The organism is Acinetobacter sp. UBA991, from assembly GCF_002292065.1.
Taxonomy (GTDB): Bacteria; Pseudomonadota; Gammaproteobacteria; order Pseudomonadales; family Moraxellaceae; genus Acinetobacter; species Acinetobacter higginsii.
Map to the genome: position 1 here is coordinate 110121 of NZ_DBBF01000008.1, position 18352 is coordinate 128472.

General features: G+C 39.9%; 14 protein-coding genes and 1 pseudogene. 6 read left to right on the forward strand and 9 right to left on the reverse strand.

Annotated features, from left to right (window positions below):
* Window positions 1–230 precede the first annotated feature (230 nt).
* Window positions 231–1577: a hypothetical protein gene (locus B2727_RS02160; protein WP_033132717.1), complete on the forward strand. Its 1347-nt coding sequence runs from the start codon at window positions 231–233 to the stop codon at window positions 1575–1577.
* Between the two features lie 80 nt (window positions 1578–1657).
* Here the strand turns inward: B2727_RS02160 and B2727_RS02165 are convergent, their stop codons facing one another.
* From B2727_RS02165 to gshA, 9 genes and pseudogenes are all read right to left on the reverse strand, one after another.
* The gene (locus tag B2727_RS02165; RefSeq protein WP_033132718.1) at window positions 1658–2206 is read right to left on the reverse strand and encodes a hypothetical protein; all 549 of its coding nucleotides are present in this window, start codon (window positions 2204–2206) and stop codon (window positions 1658–1660) included.
* A gap of 342 nt (window positions 2207–2548) precedes the next feature.
* Window positions 2549–3244 carry a hypothetical protein gene (locus B2727_RS02170; protein ID WP_096089471.1) on the reverse strand — a complete coding sequence of 232 codons (696 nt, stop codon included), beginning with the start codon at window positions 3242–3244 and terminating at the stop codon, window positions 2549–2551.
* 50 nt (window positions 3245–3294) lie between these two features.
* Window positions 3295–3648, reverse strand: a complete 354-nt coding sequence (locus B2727_RS02175; protein WP_033132719.1) for a hypothetical protein — start codon at window positions 3646–3648, stop codon at window positions 3295–3297.
* A 283-nt stretch (window positions 3649–3931) separates the two neighbouring features.
* Window positions 3932–4122 (reverse strand): annotated as a pseudogene (locus B2727_RS02180) (DUF2345 domain-containing protein); the annotation flags it as partial.
* An 80-nt stretch (window positions 4123–4202) separates the two neighbouring features.
* The gene (locus B2727_RS02185) at window positions 4203–4931 is read right to left on the reverse strand and encodes a hypothetical protein (RefSeq protein WP_004657083.1); all 729 of its coding nucleotides are present in this window, start codon (window positions 4929–4931) and stop codon (window positions 4203–4205) included.
* A gap of 1 nt (window position 4932) precedes the next feature.
* On the reverse strand, window positions 4933–7116 hold the full coding sequence (locus B2727_RS02190; RefSeq protein WP_033132720.1) for a LysM peptidoglycan-binding domain-containing protein: 2184 nt from the start codon (window positions 7114–7116) through the stop codon (window positions 4933–4935).
* Window positions 7113–10439 carry a type VI secretion system Vgr family protein gene (locus tag B2727_RS02195; RefSeq protein WP_033132721.1) on the reverse strand — a complete coding sequence of 1109 codons (3327 nt, stop codon included), beginning with the start codon at window positions 10437–10439 and terminating at the stop codon, window positions 7113–7115. The genes B2727_RS02190 and B2727_RS02195 overlap by 4 nt, the downstream gene beginning before the upstream one ends.
* 179 nt (window positions 10440–10618) lie before the next feature.
* Window positions 10619–11125, reverse strand: coding sequence for a disulfide bond formation protein B (locus B2727_RS02200; protein WP_033132722.1), 507 nt, complete (start codon window positions 11123–11125; stop codon window positions 10619–10621).
* A gap of 18 nt (window positions 11126–11143) precedes the next feature.
* Window positions 11144–12718, reverse strand: coding sequence for a glutamate--cysteine ligase (gene gshA / locus B2727_RS02205; protein ID WP_033132723.1), 1575 nt, complete (start codon window positions 12716–12718; stop codon window positions 11144–11146).
* A 227-nt stretch (window positions 12719–12945) separates the two neighbouring features.
* Between gshA and B2727_RS02210 the strand changes: the two genes are divergently transcribed.
* From B2727_RS02210 to B2727_RS02230, 5 genes are all read left to right on the forward strand, one after another.
* The gene (locus tag B2727_RS02210) at window positions 12946–13485 is read left to right on the forward strand and encodes a DUF924 family protein (protein WP_004803517.1); all 540 of its coding nucleotides are present in this window, start codon (window positions 12946–12948) and stop codon (window positions 13483–13485) included.
* Window positions 13486–13521: 36 nt separating this feature from the next.
* On the forward strand, window positions 13522–14079 hold the full coding sequence (locus B2727_RS02215) for a CC0125/CC1285 family lipoprotein (RefSeq protein ID WP_005317281.1): 558 nt from the start codon (window positions 13522–13524) through the stop codon (window positions 14077–14079).
* An 18-nt stretch (window positions 14080–14097) separates the two neighbouring features.
* Entirely contained in the window at window positions 14098–15405 is a 1308-nt protein-coding gene (locus tag B2727_RS02220) for a DUF445 domain-containing protein (protein WP_033132724.1), read from the forward strand.
* Between the two features lie 273 nt (window positions 15406–15678).
* Window positions 15679–16833, forward strand: a complete 1155-nt coding sequence (locus B2727_RS02225) for a pyridoxal phosphate-dependent aminotransferase (protein ID WP_033132725.1) — start codon at window positions 15679–15681, stop codon at window positions 16831–16833.
* Between the two features lie 97 nt (window positions 16834–16930).
* Window positions 16931–18298, forward strand: a complete 1368-nt coding sequence (locus tag B2727_RS02230; RefSeq protein WP_004803509.1) for an MATE family efflux transporter — start codon at window positions 16931–16933, stop codon at window positions 18296–18298.
* Window positions 18299–18352 lie beyond the last annotated feature (54 nt).

Below are 18352 nucleotides of genomic sequence, written 5' to 3' on the forward strand. Positions count from 1 at the left end.
GTGAAATAAATCACATTATTTTGATTAATAGTTAAACAAATAACAATATAAATTACATTTAAGCTGGATATTGTCTGACACAAAAAACGATACTGTACTCCGTTCATCAGTATTCTAAAAAAATTACGTATGAAAGACATAAGATGTAAGCGTTTGTTGTAGTTTATCTAAACAATATTCAGAAAAAACACTTCAAACCTTCGGTATATATCAAGGATGGGGAAATCAATATGCCAAGTTTAACACCTCTGCATGAAACCTATTGTAAGTGGGATCGCACGCCCCCGAGTCAGGCAGATGTTTTGGAGGGTTTGGCACAGCTGGTCAGTACCAGCCTTAGTGGTGTACACGAACTGATTCAAGTGGTACAGACTGAGGTATTAAGGACAACGCTCGGTTTAAGTGCACAAAAAGCCAAACAATTACAAAAGCACCCGCAACTGCAAAAGTTTTATCAGTTTTCTTATGTGGCGCTACAAAAATATGGCAGTCATTTTCTTGCGCCAAATTTACGTCGCATTATTGAAAAATTTCCAGTCTTACATGACAAGCCCTTAACCCCAACTCTACATTTTTTGGTGGGTGCGTTGAATGGAATTTTTGGTGATTTCTTTTTAAAGCAGCACAATCCAATGGCTTTGCCAATGGTGCTTTATGATCACTATGGTTCTTTACAGCAAGGCGAGCTCACAGGGCGTGTGGTGATTCTTGCCCATGGTTTATGTATGAACCATTTAACTTGGTCTAATCATCGTTATGGCGGGATTGGTGAGCGTTTGCTCGCGCAACGTGATAACAACACCATCCTGTATTTGAATTACAACACTGGTCGCCGAATTTCCGCCAATGGCCGTAGTTTTGCCAATACCTTAGAGGATTTGGTACAGCGTAATCCGCGTATTACCAGTATTGATCTGATCGGGCACAGTATGGGCGGCTTGGTTTCGCGTAGTGCCCTGTTTTATGGCAAACAGAATCTGTATCAATGGGTGCATATGGTCGAGAATCTGGTTTGTATCGGTTCGCCACATCATGGTGCAGTACTTGAACGCTTTGGTTTCGTTTTACAGGACAAGCTCGGTGGATTCCCGTTTATCAACTTGCTTGGCCAATTGGTGAATGTGCGTAGTAACGGCATACTCGATCTACGTTATGGTAGTGTCCGTGATGATGACTGGGAACATAATGATGCCCGCATTGGTTTTGCCGACGACAATCGTAAACCCGCTCCGTTACCGTCCCATATCAATACCTTCTTGATTGCAGGAACTTTAGAGTTTGAGAAGTTACGTAATAAAGCGCTGTCTGTGATTGGGGATTATCTGGTCAGTGTGAAAAGTGCTTTGGGTGAACATCCAAACCCACGTTTCCAACTGAAATTACCTGACACCCATAAAGCGGTTTTCTATGGGCTGAATCATTTTGAAATTCAGTATCATTCCAGTGTGGCCGAACAAATCACACGCTGGTTATATCCAGATGCTAAAGAGAAAGTTGAAGCTGGTGTACAAACCCATATGATCAACGTACCTCAAAACTATACCTTTGATGATTTAGAAGGCATTGTTGAGACCTAAAAGATAAAAGCTCAGTTAGGATCTAGCTGAGCTTTTATCGATCAAAATCCGTGACAAACTTCATCAGCTTAGAAATACCCTTACTGAACAAACTCACCTTGGTCATTTAATTTTAGTTTTAGATCTTTTCCAAATTCTTTATATAAAACTTCATACTTCTGATTAATGACAATATTTTGAGATGCATCTAAGGTAATGCTTTTAACCAAGCCAAACCTATTGACCGTCGTCAGATTTATTTCTGGGGTTTCCCCTTCACTTGTTGAGGGAGACGCGATCAATAAAACACCCGAACTTGTTTCTGGGAAGATGACCGAATCGCCATAGCTTGGGTTAATAAATTTATAAACTTTGATCAAACCAACACTATCAATTAAGTTAATTGAGCCACAATTCATTCTCTGTGCAGATAAAATACAATTCAGATGTGCATTTGAGCTATAAGGAAGCGAAGTGATCAGGAAACCATCATCATTTTTTAACTTTGCAGGGTTTGATGAAGCTTTATGTATTTGGCTTTGATGAGAAATCTCATGTTTCTTTTCTGAGGCAGTGCTACAGGAAGCAGTTATGATGCTTAGGCTGACTAAGCTTAGAATATAAGTATATTTTTTATAGGGCGGAGTCATAATAAATTCCTCTAAAATTAACCACAACGACCATAATATTCACTGAATTTAATCTTTTTCTTGGTTAAGCAATTCACCTGCTTAAGTACGTAATCATCAGGTGTCTCAGCTTGAGGGTAAATTAAATAGTTATAATAATTTATTCATCATACACATTTCAAAAAATTGACTTTAAAAAAATACGATAGATACATAGTTTCATCCTTACAATTTCTATTGCCCCACTAGATGCCCTAAATCAACTCCTGCACTGTTGCTCCAGATATCGAACAAACTGCACTCTAATTTTAGCAAGAATGAAGAAGGTCTTTATGACATTCTTTATCATTTTATATTTATAAATTATATTTTCTTAAAATAAACTTTACTTTCATCTGAACATTCATTATAAAAAATTCCAGAAAATTGTTTTTTTACCATTTCATTTTTCATATAAGCCTTACAATCTAAAAGTATCGTACCATCCTTTTTTTTCGTAAATTTAATTTCTTGTTTTTGATAGTATGGATTTTTGTCATAATTATCATTCAAAAAATAAATACCTTTCTTATGGTTTCTGGATTGTACTTGGTTTGAATTATCACCCATTAATAAAAAATCGACTCCCCCCATAGTCAAAAACACTTTATTTATACCTAAAATTAAACTCTCATCATTCTCAGACAAAATATGAGAATTTGCCCACCCCATTAAAACATCTTCATTATAAATATTTTTATAATAGAGAACATACCCATCCTTATTCTTTTTTAAATAAAATTCATCATTCGGAGGATCAAAACTTTCAAAAAAATATTGATCATTATTACTTCTCGCCTTATTCAATTGACATTTACCAGTTATATTACAAATTTTGAATGAATAAAAATTATCATTAAAATTCATAAATGAATTCAAAGATGCTGAAGATTTAACCACCTTCACATTTTCTTCTATTTTGTTAATTTCTTTGGCGACTGACGAACTGCTTGAGCAAGCAAAAATAGGGGTTAGCACTAATATAGCTAAATACATTTTTATATGATTAAAAACTTTCACAAACTTATCTCCTTATTTTTATACCACAAAGCTTTTTAACAGCACTAAAACTACAGACATCTATCGATATAATTATTTTTACCTAAAGTATTCATTGGGATTTTATTTTCATTATCATAAGTAACATCATATAATTTATTATTATTTTTATCAATTTTAATCCACTCAAATGTCGCTCCATTGTTTACCCCACTTTTACTTTTCACAAATATTTGTATGTAATCCTTTTCTGAAAAATCGAAAGCAATATCTTTCTTTTTAATTTCTTTCATGTCAAAATTTTTATAAACAATAGCATTAAGATCATTTTCACATTGCTGATTTTGATCCAAACTATTAACATTTATCTTCGCACTGCATCCACTAGTTAATAAAACAGAAAATAAAAAACATATAAATTTCATTAGCAACCCGCCATTATCTCTTAAAATATTGACACAATCCTGGCTTTCATTTTATCAGGAGTACTACTTTTAAATAGTTCTGTTCACTTCAACCACTCTAAACTTCCTTGGATAATTTTTTGATTCTCAAAAATACCCTTATATTTAATACTATCAAAATTACTTCATTGAAAAATTTTATATAAATTAATCCCATTACCATAATTAAAGCTATTCGGTAATTGCGGAACCTCGCCTGCAACTCCAATTTCCCTTTTGCTGTATAAACCCTAAAGCCATTTTACGCAGCAAACAAACTGATCTTGTCCTGTACATGCCAATAATATTTTTCTGTACGCTCAAATTAATTGAACCACTAGCACTCTCGGCAATATCCTGAGCGGTCTGAAAGATAATATTTTCAGGCGTGGCTAATGCAATCCCATTCGACAATGCCAGCAACATCAGCGCCTGTCTGAAAAGTTTGCCTTGCTCTTACTGTTTGTTTACAAAAAACCCGAACTAAGCAAAATTCGGGCTGATTTCACGTATTTACTACAATACAAATAAAATTATCATTTTAATTGTACTCGTTTTTCTTTATTTCCTTCCATATAAGTTAAATTATAATTCTTATCGATTAATACGTTTTTAGTTGCTGGTATAAATTTCTTTTCTTCCACACCAAAAGCATTAATGATTAAAATAGCAAGTTGTGGCCCCTCATCCTCATTATCTTCAAATGGAGAAATAATGATTTGTTTACCACTTTCTGTTTCTGGAAGAACAATACCATCCCCATAACTAGGAGAAATAGATGGATAGAATTTTATCAAATTAGATGAGCTCACCAAATTAACTTTAGAACAACTATTTATATCTTTCTTTAAAAGACATTTAAAATGATCAACTGAATTGTAAGGTAAATGTGTTAATACTAAACCATGAATATTTTTTTCTTCTTTCGAAGATTTTCCAGTTGTTAAAAATGATAATCTAGATAAATATTCATCCCTATAACATTGATTTCTAACTAGACCAGCACCTTCCCCAGCTATATGACTTATTTTCCCTTCACAATTACTTTTTATTTTTTTCACCCATTTATCATAATCATTTTTTTCTCTATTTTTCTCATTATCAAGTTTAATAATTAATTTTTTATTTTCCTTTTCTATACATTGTATACTTTCATAAACATTATTTTTATTACAATTTACTGACGAGCTATCCGCACATGCTGATATTGTTGAACCAAATGCTAACAATACTAATCCTGTACCAACCACATATTTACTAAACATATTAAATTCCTTTGAAGTTTTTAGGGAGAACTATTTTAAAAGGTTTTGGCATTTTATTTCTTAGTTCAGTCGTAGTACCATGAGCATGTATAGCTGTTCCATTGCCAAGTATCATACCTTTCTTTACTGCTTCATCATGAAATTTATCTACCCATGCCTTTCTATTTTTTGCATCTGAATAATATTTATTTGCATAGTTTAGATTTTCTCCAATAATGGAAAGTTTACCATCTGCTCTTTCTATAAGATAGCTATTAACAAAATTCCTAACCCTTGTACTTACATGCGATATTGGCATTTTTTCAACACTACCATAAGGGTCTAAACTTTTAGGACCTGTAATTTTAGAAAACTGTCTATCAGCATTGACTACACTTCTGACACTATTCCCCCATACACCAGACTTGACTCTATTCATAATAGTATCTACAACACCAGCAGCTTGATCAGTAAAATACTTCTCTGTTTTAAACTTTATTACCTCAGTCTCAGTTACTTTCATAATATCTATAATATCATCATTACTTAGTACTAGTTCACCCCCCACTATATTATCATGTGGTTTTAGTGTTGACACCCCCCCTCCACAACTTAAAATCCTAGGAACTTTCAAACTGTTTACTAGAGTAGACATTTTAACGCCATTTAATTCAACTATTGTTTTTTGAAAAATATTTCCACTAAAATATACAGCTGAGAATTTAGTAACGTCAAAATGTACCCATGTAGTTGCTCCTGAAGTTCCACTATTAAAAACTTTTGGTTCTAAATAAATTTTATCAACCTCTCTATTCTCTGATGCTCGCATTTTTTTAATCATAATTTCTTTTCGAATAAATTCCATATCATTGACTTCACGAGTCCTACTTCCATTCTTATTAAAATGAATATCCAGAGCTAACCCCATATGATTTACTGTTGCTCTTCCATGCTTTTTATTATTTTCAATACATCTATAACCAGACTCTATATAAGCCACTTCGATTTTCTTTTTCTTAAATTCATTTTTTAAATAAAAATTTACAGCCTTTAATATCCAGATTAGACTTCGGTGTAATCCTGGATATTCATTTGCTTTATTTGAACCAGATTGAACCCCCATATTACCATTACCAAAGCCCGAACATTTTCCACAATTACAAGCAGCTTTCCCCATAAAACCTGCAATAGGGTATTCTTCATAAAATTTATCCAACGCTACCAATACTGAGCCACAAATTTTCCCCGTCTCTGGTACCCCCATATAATCCCGTTGGAATTGCTTAATACAATTTGCAGTTAGTTCGGTAAACTCATCCGTAGGTAGAGCCCCACCGAAGCCCGCCAAACGAATATTCACTTCTCGAATAAGCTCACTCTTACCACTTGAAATACATTGCGGATTGGTTTTGCATAAATTTGGAGCATCTGCTTTAGGTGTCCCGCCATCCTGACTGCGATCATCAACCGTCAATATCTTGGAAGCAGCGTTTGTAGCTTCATTCAGCGTTTTTTTGCCTTCTTCATAAAGCTCATTCACTTGGTCGAGGATTTTACTGCCAAAATTTGCTCCAAAAATTCCTTCTTCCTGCTTTTTCTGAGGTGTTGTACTCGATGGCCTTACAGGTGGAGTCTGTGGTGCTTTTGTTTTAGTGCTGCTAGCCGAAGGTTGTGATCTCTGCTGAGTGGTCTGTTTAGCTTTTTCTTGATGTGAATTATTTCCTGTAGCAGGAATATTCACTGGCAACTTAATCACTTGCCCAATACTAATCTTATTGGGGTCATCTATTTTATTCAAACGCTCCAATGCTCGAACAGTAGTATGATTTTTTTGAGCTATTTCAAATAAAGTTTCACCCTTTTTTACAACATGCGTTTTTCTTTTATATTGTCCATTATTACCTTGATTTGTTAATGTTTTTAAATCCAACATTACTTTTGGGCTTGTAATTTTTACGAGCATGCGATCTCTAGACATTACAAAACTTTGTACCTTGATCATCAAGCCATTAAACATACTTTTGATATAAACATCTAAAGCCGTACCTTTATCTCGACTAATCTCAACGATACATCCAGATGAATTCGTAAATCCCGCAGCAATAACTTGCCCAGTCCTCTGATTTTTTACTTCATATTGTGCTTTTGAGATTGGACTACCAAATAAATCTAAGAGTTGTATCGTAACTAATGATTTTTTATTCATTTCCAATCCCTATCTTCTACACTATTCTCTGTTTCTGATTCATTCACATTTTGATCTGCTAAAAAATCATCTTCATCAAAACTATCAATGACTAATCCCCATTCATCATTAGAGCCAACAAGGACCTGAACTTTGGTTGGATCTGGCGTGCTAATTTTCCCTGTACGACCATGCTCATCTATTGATCCCGAAGTAAATGAATTCGTTCCCGGTACAAAAGCTTTATAACTGAGCTGGCTAAAATCGCTCTCCCAAAATAAGTCATAAATATCTAAGCGATTGCTAAAAGTCGGTGTGCTAGGTAATTCAGGAACCTCATATGAAACCTTAGCGCCACTCACAAACAAATGCTGACCAGCCTTACTCTCAAACTTACCGCCCGTGGTTGAAAACACCCCGTTGGCATTGATCTTCAGCTGAGAACCACCCGCTGTTAGTACAATCTCTTTAGGACTGGTAATTTCAATCTTCTCTTCAGTAGAAATCAGTTTAATTACCTTCTTGGCAATCGCTTCAATCGCATCATCCTGTGCCTGTAACTCCAATTTCCCTTTTGCTGCATATGCCCTAAAGCCCTTTTGTGCAGCAAATAAACTAATCTTATCCTGTGCATGCCCAATAATATTCTTCTGTGCGCTCAAGTTAATTGACCCACTGGCACTCTCAGCAATATCCTGAGAGGCCTGCAAAATAATATTTTCAGGCGTGGTTAATGCAATCCCATTCGGCGATGCCAACAACATCAGCGCCTGTCTGAAAATCTTGCCTTGCTCTTGCTGTTTGGCATTCGAACTACTTTCCAAACCTTGGGTATAACCCTCCATAAAGCCCTGTAACGAACTCAACGCTTTTGACGGGGTCACTTCTAACTTGCTGCCTTTACTAAAGGTGCCGCAAGTACTCATCAGCTCAAAATCTTTAATATCGACATTGGCCAAAACGTTGCCGACTTCTTTAATACTTTCAAACGGGTTTTGCTGAATCCGATCTTTAATACTGGCAAGCTTGCCTTTGACTATATCAGCGCCATGCTGTTCTACGTTTTCAATGAACTCTTTCAGATTTTCAACCGCATCTTTGGCATCGCTAAAGAACGCATTAAACTCATCTACCGCGCTTTTGGCGTTGCCGCCGAGGGCACCAATATCCTCAATAAAACCACCACAATCCTTTAAAGCATGAATCGGATCATTACTCATCCCTTCTTTAAATAGATTTAAAGTGCTATCCAATGCTTGACCTGTGGTTTTAAGTTCCAATGACTGAATAAACTTCGGTAGACGGTTAATCACATTCAGCGCATCAGTCTGTTGCTTCGCAGCCACTTCACTGAGCATTTTCATATTGTCATAGCCCTGTGACAGCAAAGATTGCGCTTGCGCAGCTTCCAGATGATCAGCAATGGCCTGTTCTTGGGCATAGGTACTAATCAGCATACCCTTACCTGCCCGTACAGCGCCCCAAGCATCCGTTCTGAGCTCAAAGCCCTCGCCACGACCGTTACTGGTTTCCTGCACTTTAGGATGACTTAAATTACCTAAATTCAACTGTGTTGCAGCATGGCTACTTTGTAACTGGGTACTGATTTGCCCTGTCGTATCATCAAAACGTAACTGGTTAAAACCATTGCCATTCACTTCCTGACTGCGGATACCACTGAGTCTTTTAGTGTCTGGGAGTTGCCCTTTGACATCAAATTTGGTCGGAGAACGCTGTGCTTCATGGATTCGCCCTGTCACAAAAGGACGGTCGATATTGCCATCAAAGAAGTCGATGACCACCACCTCACCGATACGCGGCAAGAAGCGTGCACCATAGCCTTCCCCCGCCCAAGGCGTCAGGACATCGACCCATGCGGAGTCGGTGTCATTGTCATTGCTGCCCGCACCACCATCATGTCCATGATCATCGCTACGGGTAAACAGAAAACGTACCTTGATCCGTCCCCACTCATCCACATAGATGGTTTCCCCATCAGGCCCCACTACTTTGGCGCGTTGCGGATAGGCAATCGGACGATGTAATTCTGGATCATATTCAGGGGTGATTTTGATCTGACGGCGAATTAAGGTCAGTTCATTGCCTTGGCGCTCGATGTCGTCATAGCCTCGTTGATCCCAGCGGCTTTGGCTGAGCAGTTGACTGACCTGTTGCTGCAGATCTTTCGGTAAATTATTTTGATTATAGAAATTCTTGGCAATAATCAGGAACTGTTGATCTGCTCCTTCATGTTGGTCAATTTCAGGATGTTCCCTGAGATTAAACCAATAACCGACTTGGCTATCGCGCACGGTGCTATAAGCCTTAAAGTATTTGGCTTGGCTGGCGTACATGTCATTGAATTGCTGATTCAGTTTTTCTAACTGACTGCCACCTGAAGCCGTGGCTTGGTCTTCACCTTTTAAGTCCTGCATCCAAGCTGGGCTGATATGCCATGCCTGCTCAAGGCTTAAACTGGCAGAGTCAAAACTGTCCGAATGGTTATGGCTGGTGACCACTGAACCTGCACCTTCTTCTTGTGCCAAGGCATCAGGCTGCCAACGTTGCAGATGCACCGCAGTCGGCTGCAAACTACGCACCGCCACGAAACTGGTCATGCTGTCTTGGAATTCAGTAGCACTGCTGCGGTGATAGCGAATACTCCGTCGAGCTAAAGCTTGATATTGACTATTATCATCAATCAATCTCAGCTTCTGCGCTTTGACAGGCGTACTTGAATGCGGCACAAAAAGCTCAGCTTCATCAATCAGCCAGTTTATGCCTTCACTGCGCCATAGGCGTGTAAGAAAAGAATAGTCGGATTCATTATGGCCCATTACAAATGGGCGTATATCATAATTCTGGCTTAAGCCATTCAGATCCAGACTCAAACTTGCCGCAAATAGTGGACTTCTTTGCTGCCATTCTTTGAACAAAACTTCGGTGATTTCCACAATGGTTTTATTCATAAACACACGGCTATTACGGCGCTTATGCCATAAATGGGTCGCATCGTTTACAGTCAGCTTATACAGCGTTAATGCGCCATCGCTTTGTCCATAACTGGCCTCAGTCACAATCCCCGTGGTGCGAAACAGTTGCCCTGAGTCGGTGACCTGATCAACCGCAACCTGAACCCCAATAAATTGTTTCAGGGGAATCTGGGCATTGGTCGAAAGACAAATCAACTCTGCTTCCAAGCCCTCATTAAGTTGATGTTGGCCTTGTATGCGTTGTAAAAAAACTTGATTATTCAGTAGATTATTAGAAAATTGTACGTGGATGGCACGTTTCTGTGCATTTAGCCCTATTTTTTCTAATACATTAAATATATTAAAAAGCATTTTTTATAATCAGATCGTACGGGGAATCGGCTGAACTTTATAAAAAACAGACCTGACTGTCTACAAAAAAACGACCATTTTTAGTAAAAATTTACACTTTTTTTGACTAAGTGACAAAAATAAACCCGAAACATGCATTCATATTTCGGGTTTTAAAAGGATTTAGAACAACGATTCGTTTATTTTTGTGTAACGCTATAGTTTCTAAATAATTGCCATAAGCAGATCAATAAAATCAAACTGAAATAAACCAGAGACCAAACGGGTAGCGATTGACCGAGGAAAGTCCAATCTATCGCGGCGCATTCACCTGAACCCGAAAGTACTTCTTGCAGTACGGTTTTCATCGGCAAGGCATCCACCAGATAGTTTAAGCCAGGTCCACAGCTCGGTACTTTATCGGGTGGTAAACTTTGCAACCAAACATGACGAGCCGCAACACCCACCGACCAACCAATGGATAAAGTCGCCAAGAAGGCATAAAAACGTTTAAATCCGTTTGAAACTGGATTATGGATAAATGCGACAAGCGCAATTAAGCCCATCCCAATTAAGCCAAGGCGTTGGAAAATACAAAGTGGACAAGGATCCAAACCTTGCACATGTTCTAAATACAACGCAAATGAGATACCAATAATGCTGGTTAGTACCAGTAATGCACTAACTAAGCGGTAATTCCATCGCATGGGAAGTCCTCTAAAATTTTAACGGTATTGTGCAAGATATTGTTCAAAACTCATGTCGTTATCTTGTTCAAGTTGCGCCTGTTTTTGCAACGAAGTTTGCGCCAATTGTTCAAAATAGTGTTTGCGTTCTTCACTGAGTGGATGCTGGTCATAATGATCAACATGTTGCTGCGCCATGACACTACCAAAATTCCATGTGCCACCATGTTGCAAGGTATCTGCAATGACGTGCGCCGAAGGTGTGTTTTCGACATGGTCTAGGCGTTGTTGCATCACTTGAATGGCATCTTGATATAGTTGGGTACCATCCATTTGGTCTAGGATCTTGGCACAAGCTTGAATTGCATTTAAATGTGTTTGTGCCCAGTCTTTTAAAGCAATCGACTGGTCTCCCGCTTCGATCTTGGCATCTGCTGCACGACCACGATTGACCACTTCAGTTTGGTTCCGATCAATCTGTTCTTGTTCTTCAGCAAAGAGATCTGGACTGTCTTTGAGTAAGCAGTACAAGGCTAAACTCTCAAGGAAGCCTGCCGAAATTTCATCAATCCCAATCGCGCTATACGGATTCACATCCACTGCCCGTAATTCGACATAGCCAACACCACGATTTTTTAAGGCTTGTGAAGGCGTTTCACCTGCTTGTGGTACCTGTTTAGGACGCACCAGACTGTAGTATTCATTTTCAATCTGTAACACATGATCATTGATCTGAATCGGCTCACCCTGTTCATCATTTAAACCGAGCTGGGTAAACTCTGGATATGGGGTATGTACGGCTTTTTGTAAGCCATCCAGATAATCATGCAGGTCGTTATAATGAATTCCTAACTCTTTTTGCGCTGAGTTTTGATAGCCCAAACGTCCCATCCGCAATGCAGTCGCTTCAGGTAAATATAAAGTGCCTTTGACTAAGGGTTGTAAATGATGCTGGCGACCGGTCAGGAAGCAACGGCACACCGATGGACTCGCGCCCAGCATATACATCACTAAAGGAATTAGACGAATAAAATTACGGATCAAGCCAAAATAACGGTGACTACGATAATCTTGCAGACTGAGCTGTTTTAATTGTTCATTACTTTCATGCTGCTGCAAAACTGCAAACAGTTGTTCTGGAAAGGATAAATTATAGTGCACCCCAGAAATGGTCTGCATACGGCGCCCGTAACGCACGCCTAAACCACGACGGTATAAGGTTTTAAAGCGGCCAATATTGGAACTGCCATATTGCGCCAGTTTAATATTTTCTTCGTTATCATCCAGCATACACGGCATCGACAAAGGCCAGAGTTTCTCACCCTCTTCAAGCTGCTGATGTACGACGCTATGGATATCACTCAACTCGTTTAAAGCGGCAGCAATGGTCGTTTGTGGCGTGGTAATAAACTCCATCAACGCTTCTGAATAATCAGTGGTGATATGCGGATGCGTGAGTGCCGAACCTAAAGCGATGGGATGATTTTGTTGTGATAAAAATCCATTGCTTTGCATGCGTAGGCTTTCACGCTCAATCCCACGTAACATCCCCTTTAATAGCGAGGCATCTACCCAAGTTGGTATCACAGAGGAAGTAAGGCTGGGTTGATTCATATTCTATGCTCGCTTATTCAAGATCAGCCGACCACATGCATGGTAACGACTTCGTCGATTCTACAGACATGATGTGCATGCCAATCCCTTCGACTCAGCCAATTATAACGACAATTACAATCTAGTCATCTGATTTAGTTTGGCAATTTTTATCACAATCTTGTTACATAAGACACGCAAAAATTGTGATTTTATTGAAAAATAAATCTTCCAATGGATACTCGACCATGCAAGCGCAAGACATTCTTAATTTTTGGTTTGACCCTGATCATCGTGCACTTTGGTTTGCCAAAAGTGATGATTTTGATGCAAAAATTCGTGCGTCCTTTGCAGAGATTCATCAACAAGCTGCTCAGGCAGAGCTGTGGTCATGGCGCCAAACACCTGAAGGACGTTTGGCTGAAATTATTATCCTCGATCAGTTCTCACGAAATTTATATCGAGATCAGGCACAGGCCTTTGCCTACGACAGCTTGGCTTTAAGCCTGTCACAAGAAGCGATTAGCTTGCAGCTGGATGCACAACTCAGTCCTGAGCAACGTTCCTTTCTTTATATGCCGTTTATGCATAGCGAATCCAAACTGATACATGAATTTGCCCTAAAATTATTTCAACGCTTAGGCAATGAAATTAATTTAAACTTTGAGAAAAAGCATAAAGTGATCATTGATCGTTTTGGTCGTTATCCACATCGCAATGCAATTTTAGGCCGTAACTCAAGCGCTGAAGAACTGGAATTTTTAACTCAACCGAATAGTAGTTTTTAAGTCGATCTCCCTCGACACTGAATAAAGGAATGGCATATGAAAGCTTTATTAATATGCACCCCGCTCCTTGTCGCACTGACATTTGCAGGATGTGCAACGGTTCCCTCCAAACCCAGAACCTTTGATCAACTCGGACAATTCACCGCTTATCCGTTAAATAACAAAACTTACCGCGTTGGTTTCCAGGCGGATAATAATTTGAGTTATGGTACGGCTGAGGAAATTACCTTGCTCAAAGCAGCGCAAACCACGGTCAAAAATGGTTTCCGCTATTTTAGTGTGGTGGACGATCCAAGCAATGCCCGTCATAAAACACCTCGTCAGGCGGTGATTTATCCGACACCATCTTATTATCCTTATGGTTATTATCGTCGTCACCCTGCCTTTTGGCCGGATCCATTCTACGATACCCCACAAGTGGTCAATATTGATCCGATTCAAGTGTCGTATACTATCGAGTGCTTTAAGACACAGCAGCAATCACCAGATGCCTTTGATGCACAACTGATTTTGCAATCCCTAGGGCCTAAATATGGCTTGAGTCCATCAGGAGATGTGTTGCAGCCACCTGCACCACCTCAAAACAAGAAATGAAATTAAAAGGATGACTCAATGAGTTCAGTCGAAGAAATCCACGTCCCAAGCTTACAGAGAAGTAAATACTTCGCCACCATGGCGCTGATTATTGCAGTGGTGTCATGGGTCGCTTTAATGGTCGCGGCACATTTTCTCCCTGAATATAAATGGCTTATCCATATTTTTATGCTCGGTGCAGAAGCTGGTGTAGTCGGTGGCTTAGCCGATTGGTATGCAGTCACCGTATTATTCCGCAACCCTTTCGGTAGAATGCCGCTGCCCAAACTGTTGCGTGATCACACTGAAATTATTCCACGCAATAAAGCACGTATTGCCGAATCAATGGGACGCTTTGTACAGGAAAATTTCTTATCACCACAAATTGTGGAACGTAGCTTACAAAATGCCGATATCAGTTTGGCGGTAGGTCAGTGGTTGGCTAATCCTAAGAACAATCAGCATGTAGTACAGATGATCCAACACACTGTGCCAAGAATTTTTGAATTTGTCAGCCAAGATCAGATTGCCCACTTTGTGCAAAATAACAGTGTGCAATGGGTCAGAAGTACCAAAGTCAATAAATTGGCCAGTGAAATGCTGCGTGCTGTATTGGAAAATGACTTCCATCAAGATGTGTTGCAGCGTGGACTGGATCTCGCACATGAATGGATGGTGTCTCATCCTGAAGAAGCACGTGATTTATCACGTAAATTATTCCAAGAACTCGGCGTTTGGAAACTGGCTAAAGGTGCCAGCTGGATCGGGATAGATGTACAGCAACGGACTATTGATTCCTTGATCGAAAAAGTTGAATCGATGTTGGCCAACCCTGACCATCCTTGGCGTCAGGATATTGAAGCGACCACGCATTCACTGATGCTACAACTAGCAGAAACAGACAGTGAAGCCAGCCAACGCTTAAATCGTGGCAAAGATGCCTTGCTCGATAGCCCACAAGTGCTGAACTTTATCAGTGGTGCCGTGGCGATTTTATGTGATGCAATTAAAACCGATTTAATGCAGGAAGATTCAGGCATTGCCACCAATTTACAAGCCGCGATACAGCAGCTCGGCGAGAGCCTGATTCAAAATGAAAAAGTCCGTCAGGTACTGAATGAAAAAATGGTCGGCTTAGCCACCAATTTCAGTGAGCAATATAGCGACAAGATCATTCGTTATATCAGTGAGCGCATCCATGAGTGGGATTCGCGTGAAATGATCGCCAAAATCGAAAGTGAAGTTGGTGGTGATTTGCATATGATCCGCGTCAACGGTGTGATTGTCGGTGCGTTTATTGGTTTAGCACTCGGTGTGATTCGTGCCATTGTTGAAAATGTTTTGTAATATAGCGTCAATATTGACTACAAAAACCTGTCATCAATAAGATACGCGAGAAAGGTCATTCGCAACCTGCGTGATTTCAATTAAGTGCTGTTTCTGCGATGTAATAAAACCAATGCAACAAGTGAACAGGTTTTGCGAATGACAATGCTTTTGGTTACTTTGGGCGAAACCAAAGTAACTCCAGCTGAAGGCTTATCCTGAAATTAGATAATCTCTCGGTAAGACACCGTCAAAATACATAATCCATTAAAATTCTATTAGGTCATTTCAATCATGTTGCAACTTCAGTCAAAACTCCCAAGCCAAGGCGTCACCATTTTTAGTGTCATGACTGAACTCGCACAACGACTCAATGCCCTGAACCTGTCTCAAGGTTTCCCCGATTTTCCTGCGCCACCAGCATTGCTCGACGCCCTTAGCCAAGCCACACTTTCAGGCTATAACCAATACCCTGCGGGTGATGGTGTACTAGCCTTAAGACAACAACTGGCGACGCAATTCTTAGCACGCGATCAACTGCAACTCGATCCAGTCACTGAAATCACCATTACCCCTGGTGCAACGATTGCAATTTTCTGCGCCATTCAAGCCTGTATCCATGCTGGCGATGAAGTGATTATTTTCGATCCAAGCTATGACAGCTATGCCCCTGCAGTTCAGTTAGCAGGTGGAAAATCAGTGCATATTCATTTAGATGCACCCAGCTTTCAGGTAAATTGGCAAAAGGTCAAAGACAGTATCAATGCCAACACCCGCATGATCATTGTCAACACGCCACATAATCCAACAGGAGCAATTTGGTCAGAACAGGATTGGCGACAGTTAATTGATTTGATTCAAGATAAAAATATCGTGGTGCTCTCCGATGAAGTCTATGAACACCTGATTTTTGATGGGCAAAAACACTATAGTGCACTGCAATTCCCTGAATTGCGTGAACGCAGTTTTGTGATTGGTTCTTTCGGCAAAACCTATCATGTCACTGGTTGGAAAACCGGCTATTGTGTTGCTGCGCCACAACTTATGCGTCTGTTCCGCCAGATCTATCAATTTGCCAATTTCTGTGGCACCACTCCATGCCAGATTGCACTGGCCAACTATATGCAACAACACCCTGAGCATATTCAAGAATTGCCTAGCTTTTATCAGGCAAAACGTGACTTGTTCAACGCCCAAATTCAAGATTCACGTTTCAACTTCATTCCATCTCAAGGCACTTATTTCCAAAATCTGGATTACAGCAATATTCGGCCTGATCTCAATGATATCGAGATGTGCCAATTCCTTGCAGAGCAACATAAAATTGTGGCAATTCCAATTTCGGTGTTCTATCAGCAAGCACCTGAATCATTACGCTTAATCCGCTTCTGCTTTGCCAAAACCGATCAAACACTACAACGCGCAGGTGAAATCCTCGTACAATGTTGATCAACAAAAAGAAACTGAACCCTCATCTTCAACACAACTGAGAATGTTATGTTGACAAAAATACAATCGTTTCAGGATGAAGCGTGAAGGAAACTGAATGACACCACGCCAACCCTTGGTCATGCAACCGAATCTCTGGAAAACCTTTTTTGTGTTTCTGGTGCCGTTGATTGCCACCAATATTTTACAAAACCTGTCGGGAACCATTAATACCATCTTCGTCGGTCAAATGATGGGAGTAAATGCGATTGCCGCAGTCTCGGTATTCTTCCCCATCCTGTTCTTTTTACTGGCTTTTGTGATCGGGATTTCCGCAGGTTCCACAGTGCTGATTGGGCAGGCATGGGGTGCACAGAATCTAGAAAAAGTCCGTTCCGTGATTGGCTCCACCGTATTTATGACCTTGATCGGCGGCAGCATTATTGCGGTCTTGGGCCTGATCTTCGCCAAACATATTTTGGAGTTGCTGGGTACTGATCCTAAAGTGATGCACCTGTCCTTGCCGTATGTGCAATGGATGTTGGTGGGCAGCCCCTTACTGTTCGTCTATATTATTTATACCTCGATCTTGCGTGGGGTCGGTGATAGTGTGACACCACTGATTGCACTGAGCCTCACTAGCTTGATTGGTTTGGGCGTAACCCCCGTTTTACTGAAAGGTTATTTTGGTTTCCCAGCTTTAGGTATTGTTGCCCCTGCGATTGCAACCATTATCGGTTATGCCGCGGTGCTGATTTTTTTAGCAATTTATCTAAATTATAAAAACCATCCACTGAAAATTGATGGTCTATTGCTGCAACATATTCGCCATGATGCTGAGCTGAGTAAATTAATTTTAAAACTCGGTATTCCAACAGGGATTCAAATGGTCACCACTTCCTTAGCTGGTTTGGTGATTATTGGCTTGATTAACCATTATGGTGCACACGCCACTGCTGCCTACGGCGCAGTCAATCAGGTACTGAACTACATCCAATTTCCAGCCTTGTCGATTTCAATTGCCGCTTCGATTTTTGCTGCACAAGCGATTGGTGCAGGTAAACCTGATTTATTGGCCAAAGTCACCCGTACCGCTTTGGGTATGAATTTCTTATTTACCGGTAGTTTGATTGCTCTGGCTTATTTGTTCTCAAAATATCTAATGGCGCTGTTTATTACCGATCACAGCGTAATTGAGCTGGGTCAACAACTGTTATTTATTGTGTTGTGGTCGATTCTATTCTTTGGTGCCAGCGCCATTTTTGCATCGATTATGCGTGCCAGTGGTGCGGTCAATATCCCAATGCTCATCAATATTTTCACAATTGTTCTGATCGAAGTGCCATGCGCGTATTGGTTTAGTTCATTGTGGGGCTTAACAGGCATTTGGATTGCCTATGCACTGTCCTTTGTTTGTCTATGTCTATTCCAAGCCTTTTATTATCAATTCTTTTGGAAAAAGACCAAGATTAAAGTGCTGATCTAAAATCACATTCTGATGCAAATAAAAAAGCCATTCACAGCGAATGGCTTTTTTCAT

Coding starts and splice junctions, on each gene's coding strand:
- B2727_RS02160 (WP_033132717.1), top strand. CDS start 231: ATGCCAAGTTTAACACCTCTGCATGAAACCTATTGTAAGTGGGATCGC.
- B2727_RS02165 (WP_033132718.1), bottom strand. CDS start 2,206: ATGACTCCGCCCTATAAAAAATATACTTATATTCTAAGCTTAGTCAGC.
- B2727_RS02175 (WP_033132719.1), bottom strand. CDS start 3,648: ATGAAATTTATATGTTTTTTATTTTCTGTTTTATTAACTAGTGGATGC.
- B2727_RS02185 (WP_004657083.1), bottom strand. CDS start 4,931: ATGTTTAGTAAATATGTGGTTGGTACAGGATTAGTATTGTTAGCATTT.
- B2727_RS02190 (WP_033132720.1), bottom strand. CDS start 7,116: ATGAATAAAAAATCATTAGTTACGATACAACTCTTAGATTTATTTGGT.
- B2727_RS02195 (WP_033132721.1), bottom strand. CDS start 10,439: ATGCTTTTTAATATATTTAATGTATTAGAAAAAATAGGGCTAAATGCA.
- B2727_RS02200 (WP_033132722.1), bottom strand. CDS start 11,125: ATGCGATGGAATTACCGCTTAGTTAGTGCATTACTGGTACTAACCAGC.
- gshA (WP_033132723.1), bottom strand. CDS start 12,718: ATGAATCAACCCAGCCTTACTTCCTCTGTGATACCAACTTGGGTAGAT.
- B2727_RS02210 (WP_004803517.1), top strand. CDS start 12,946: ATGCAAGCGCAAGACATTCTTAATTTTTGGTTTGACCCTGATCATCGT.
- B2727_RS02215 (WP_005317281.1), top strand. CDS start 13,522: ATGAAAGCTTTATTAATATGCACCCCGCTCCTTGTCGCACTGACATTT.
- B2727_RS02220 (WP_033132724.1), top strand. CDS start 14,098: ATGAGTTCAGTCGAAGAAATCCACGTCCCAAGCTTACAGAGAAGTAAA.
- B2727_RS02225 (WP_033132725.1), top strand. CDS start 15,679: ATGTTGCAACTTCAGTCAAAACTCCCAAGCCAAGGCGTCACCATTTTT.
- B2727_RS02230 (WP_004803509.1), top strand. CDS start 16,931: ATGACACCACGCCAACCCTTGGTCATGCAACCGAATCTCTGGAAAACC.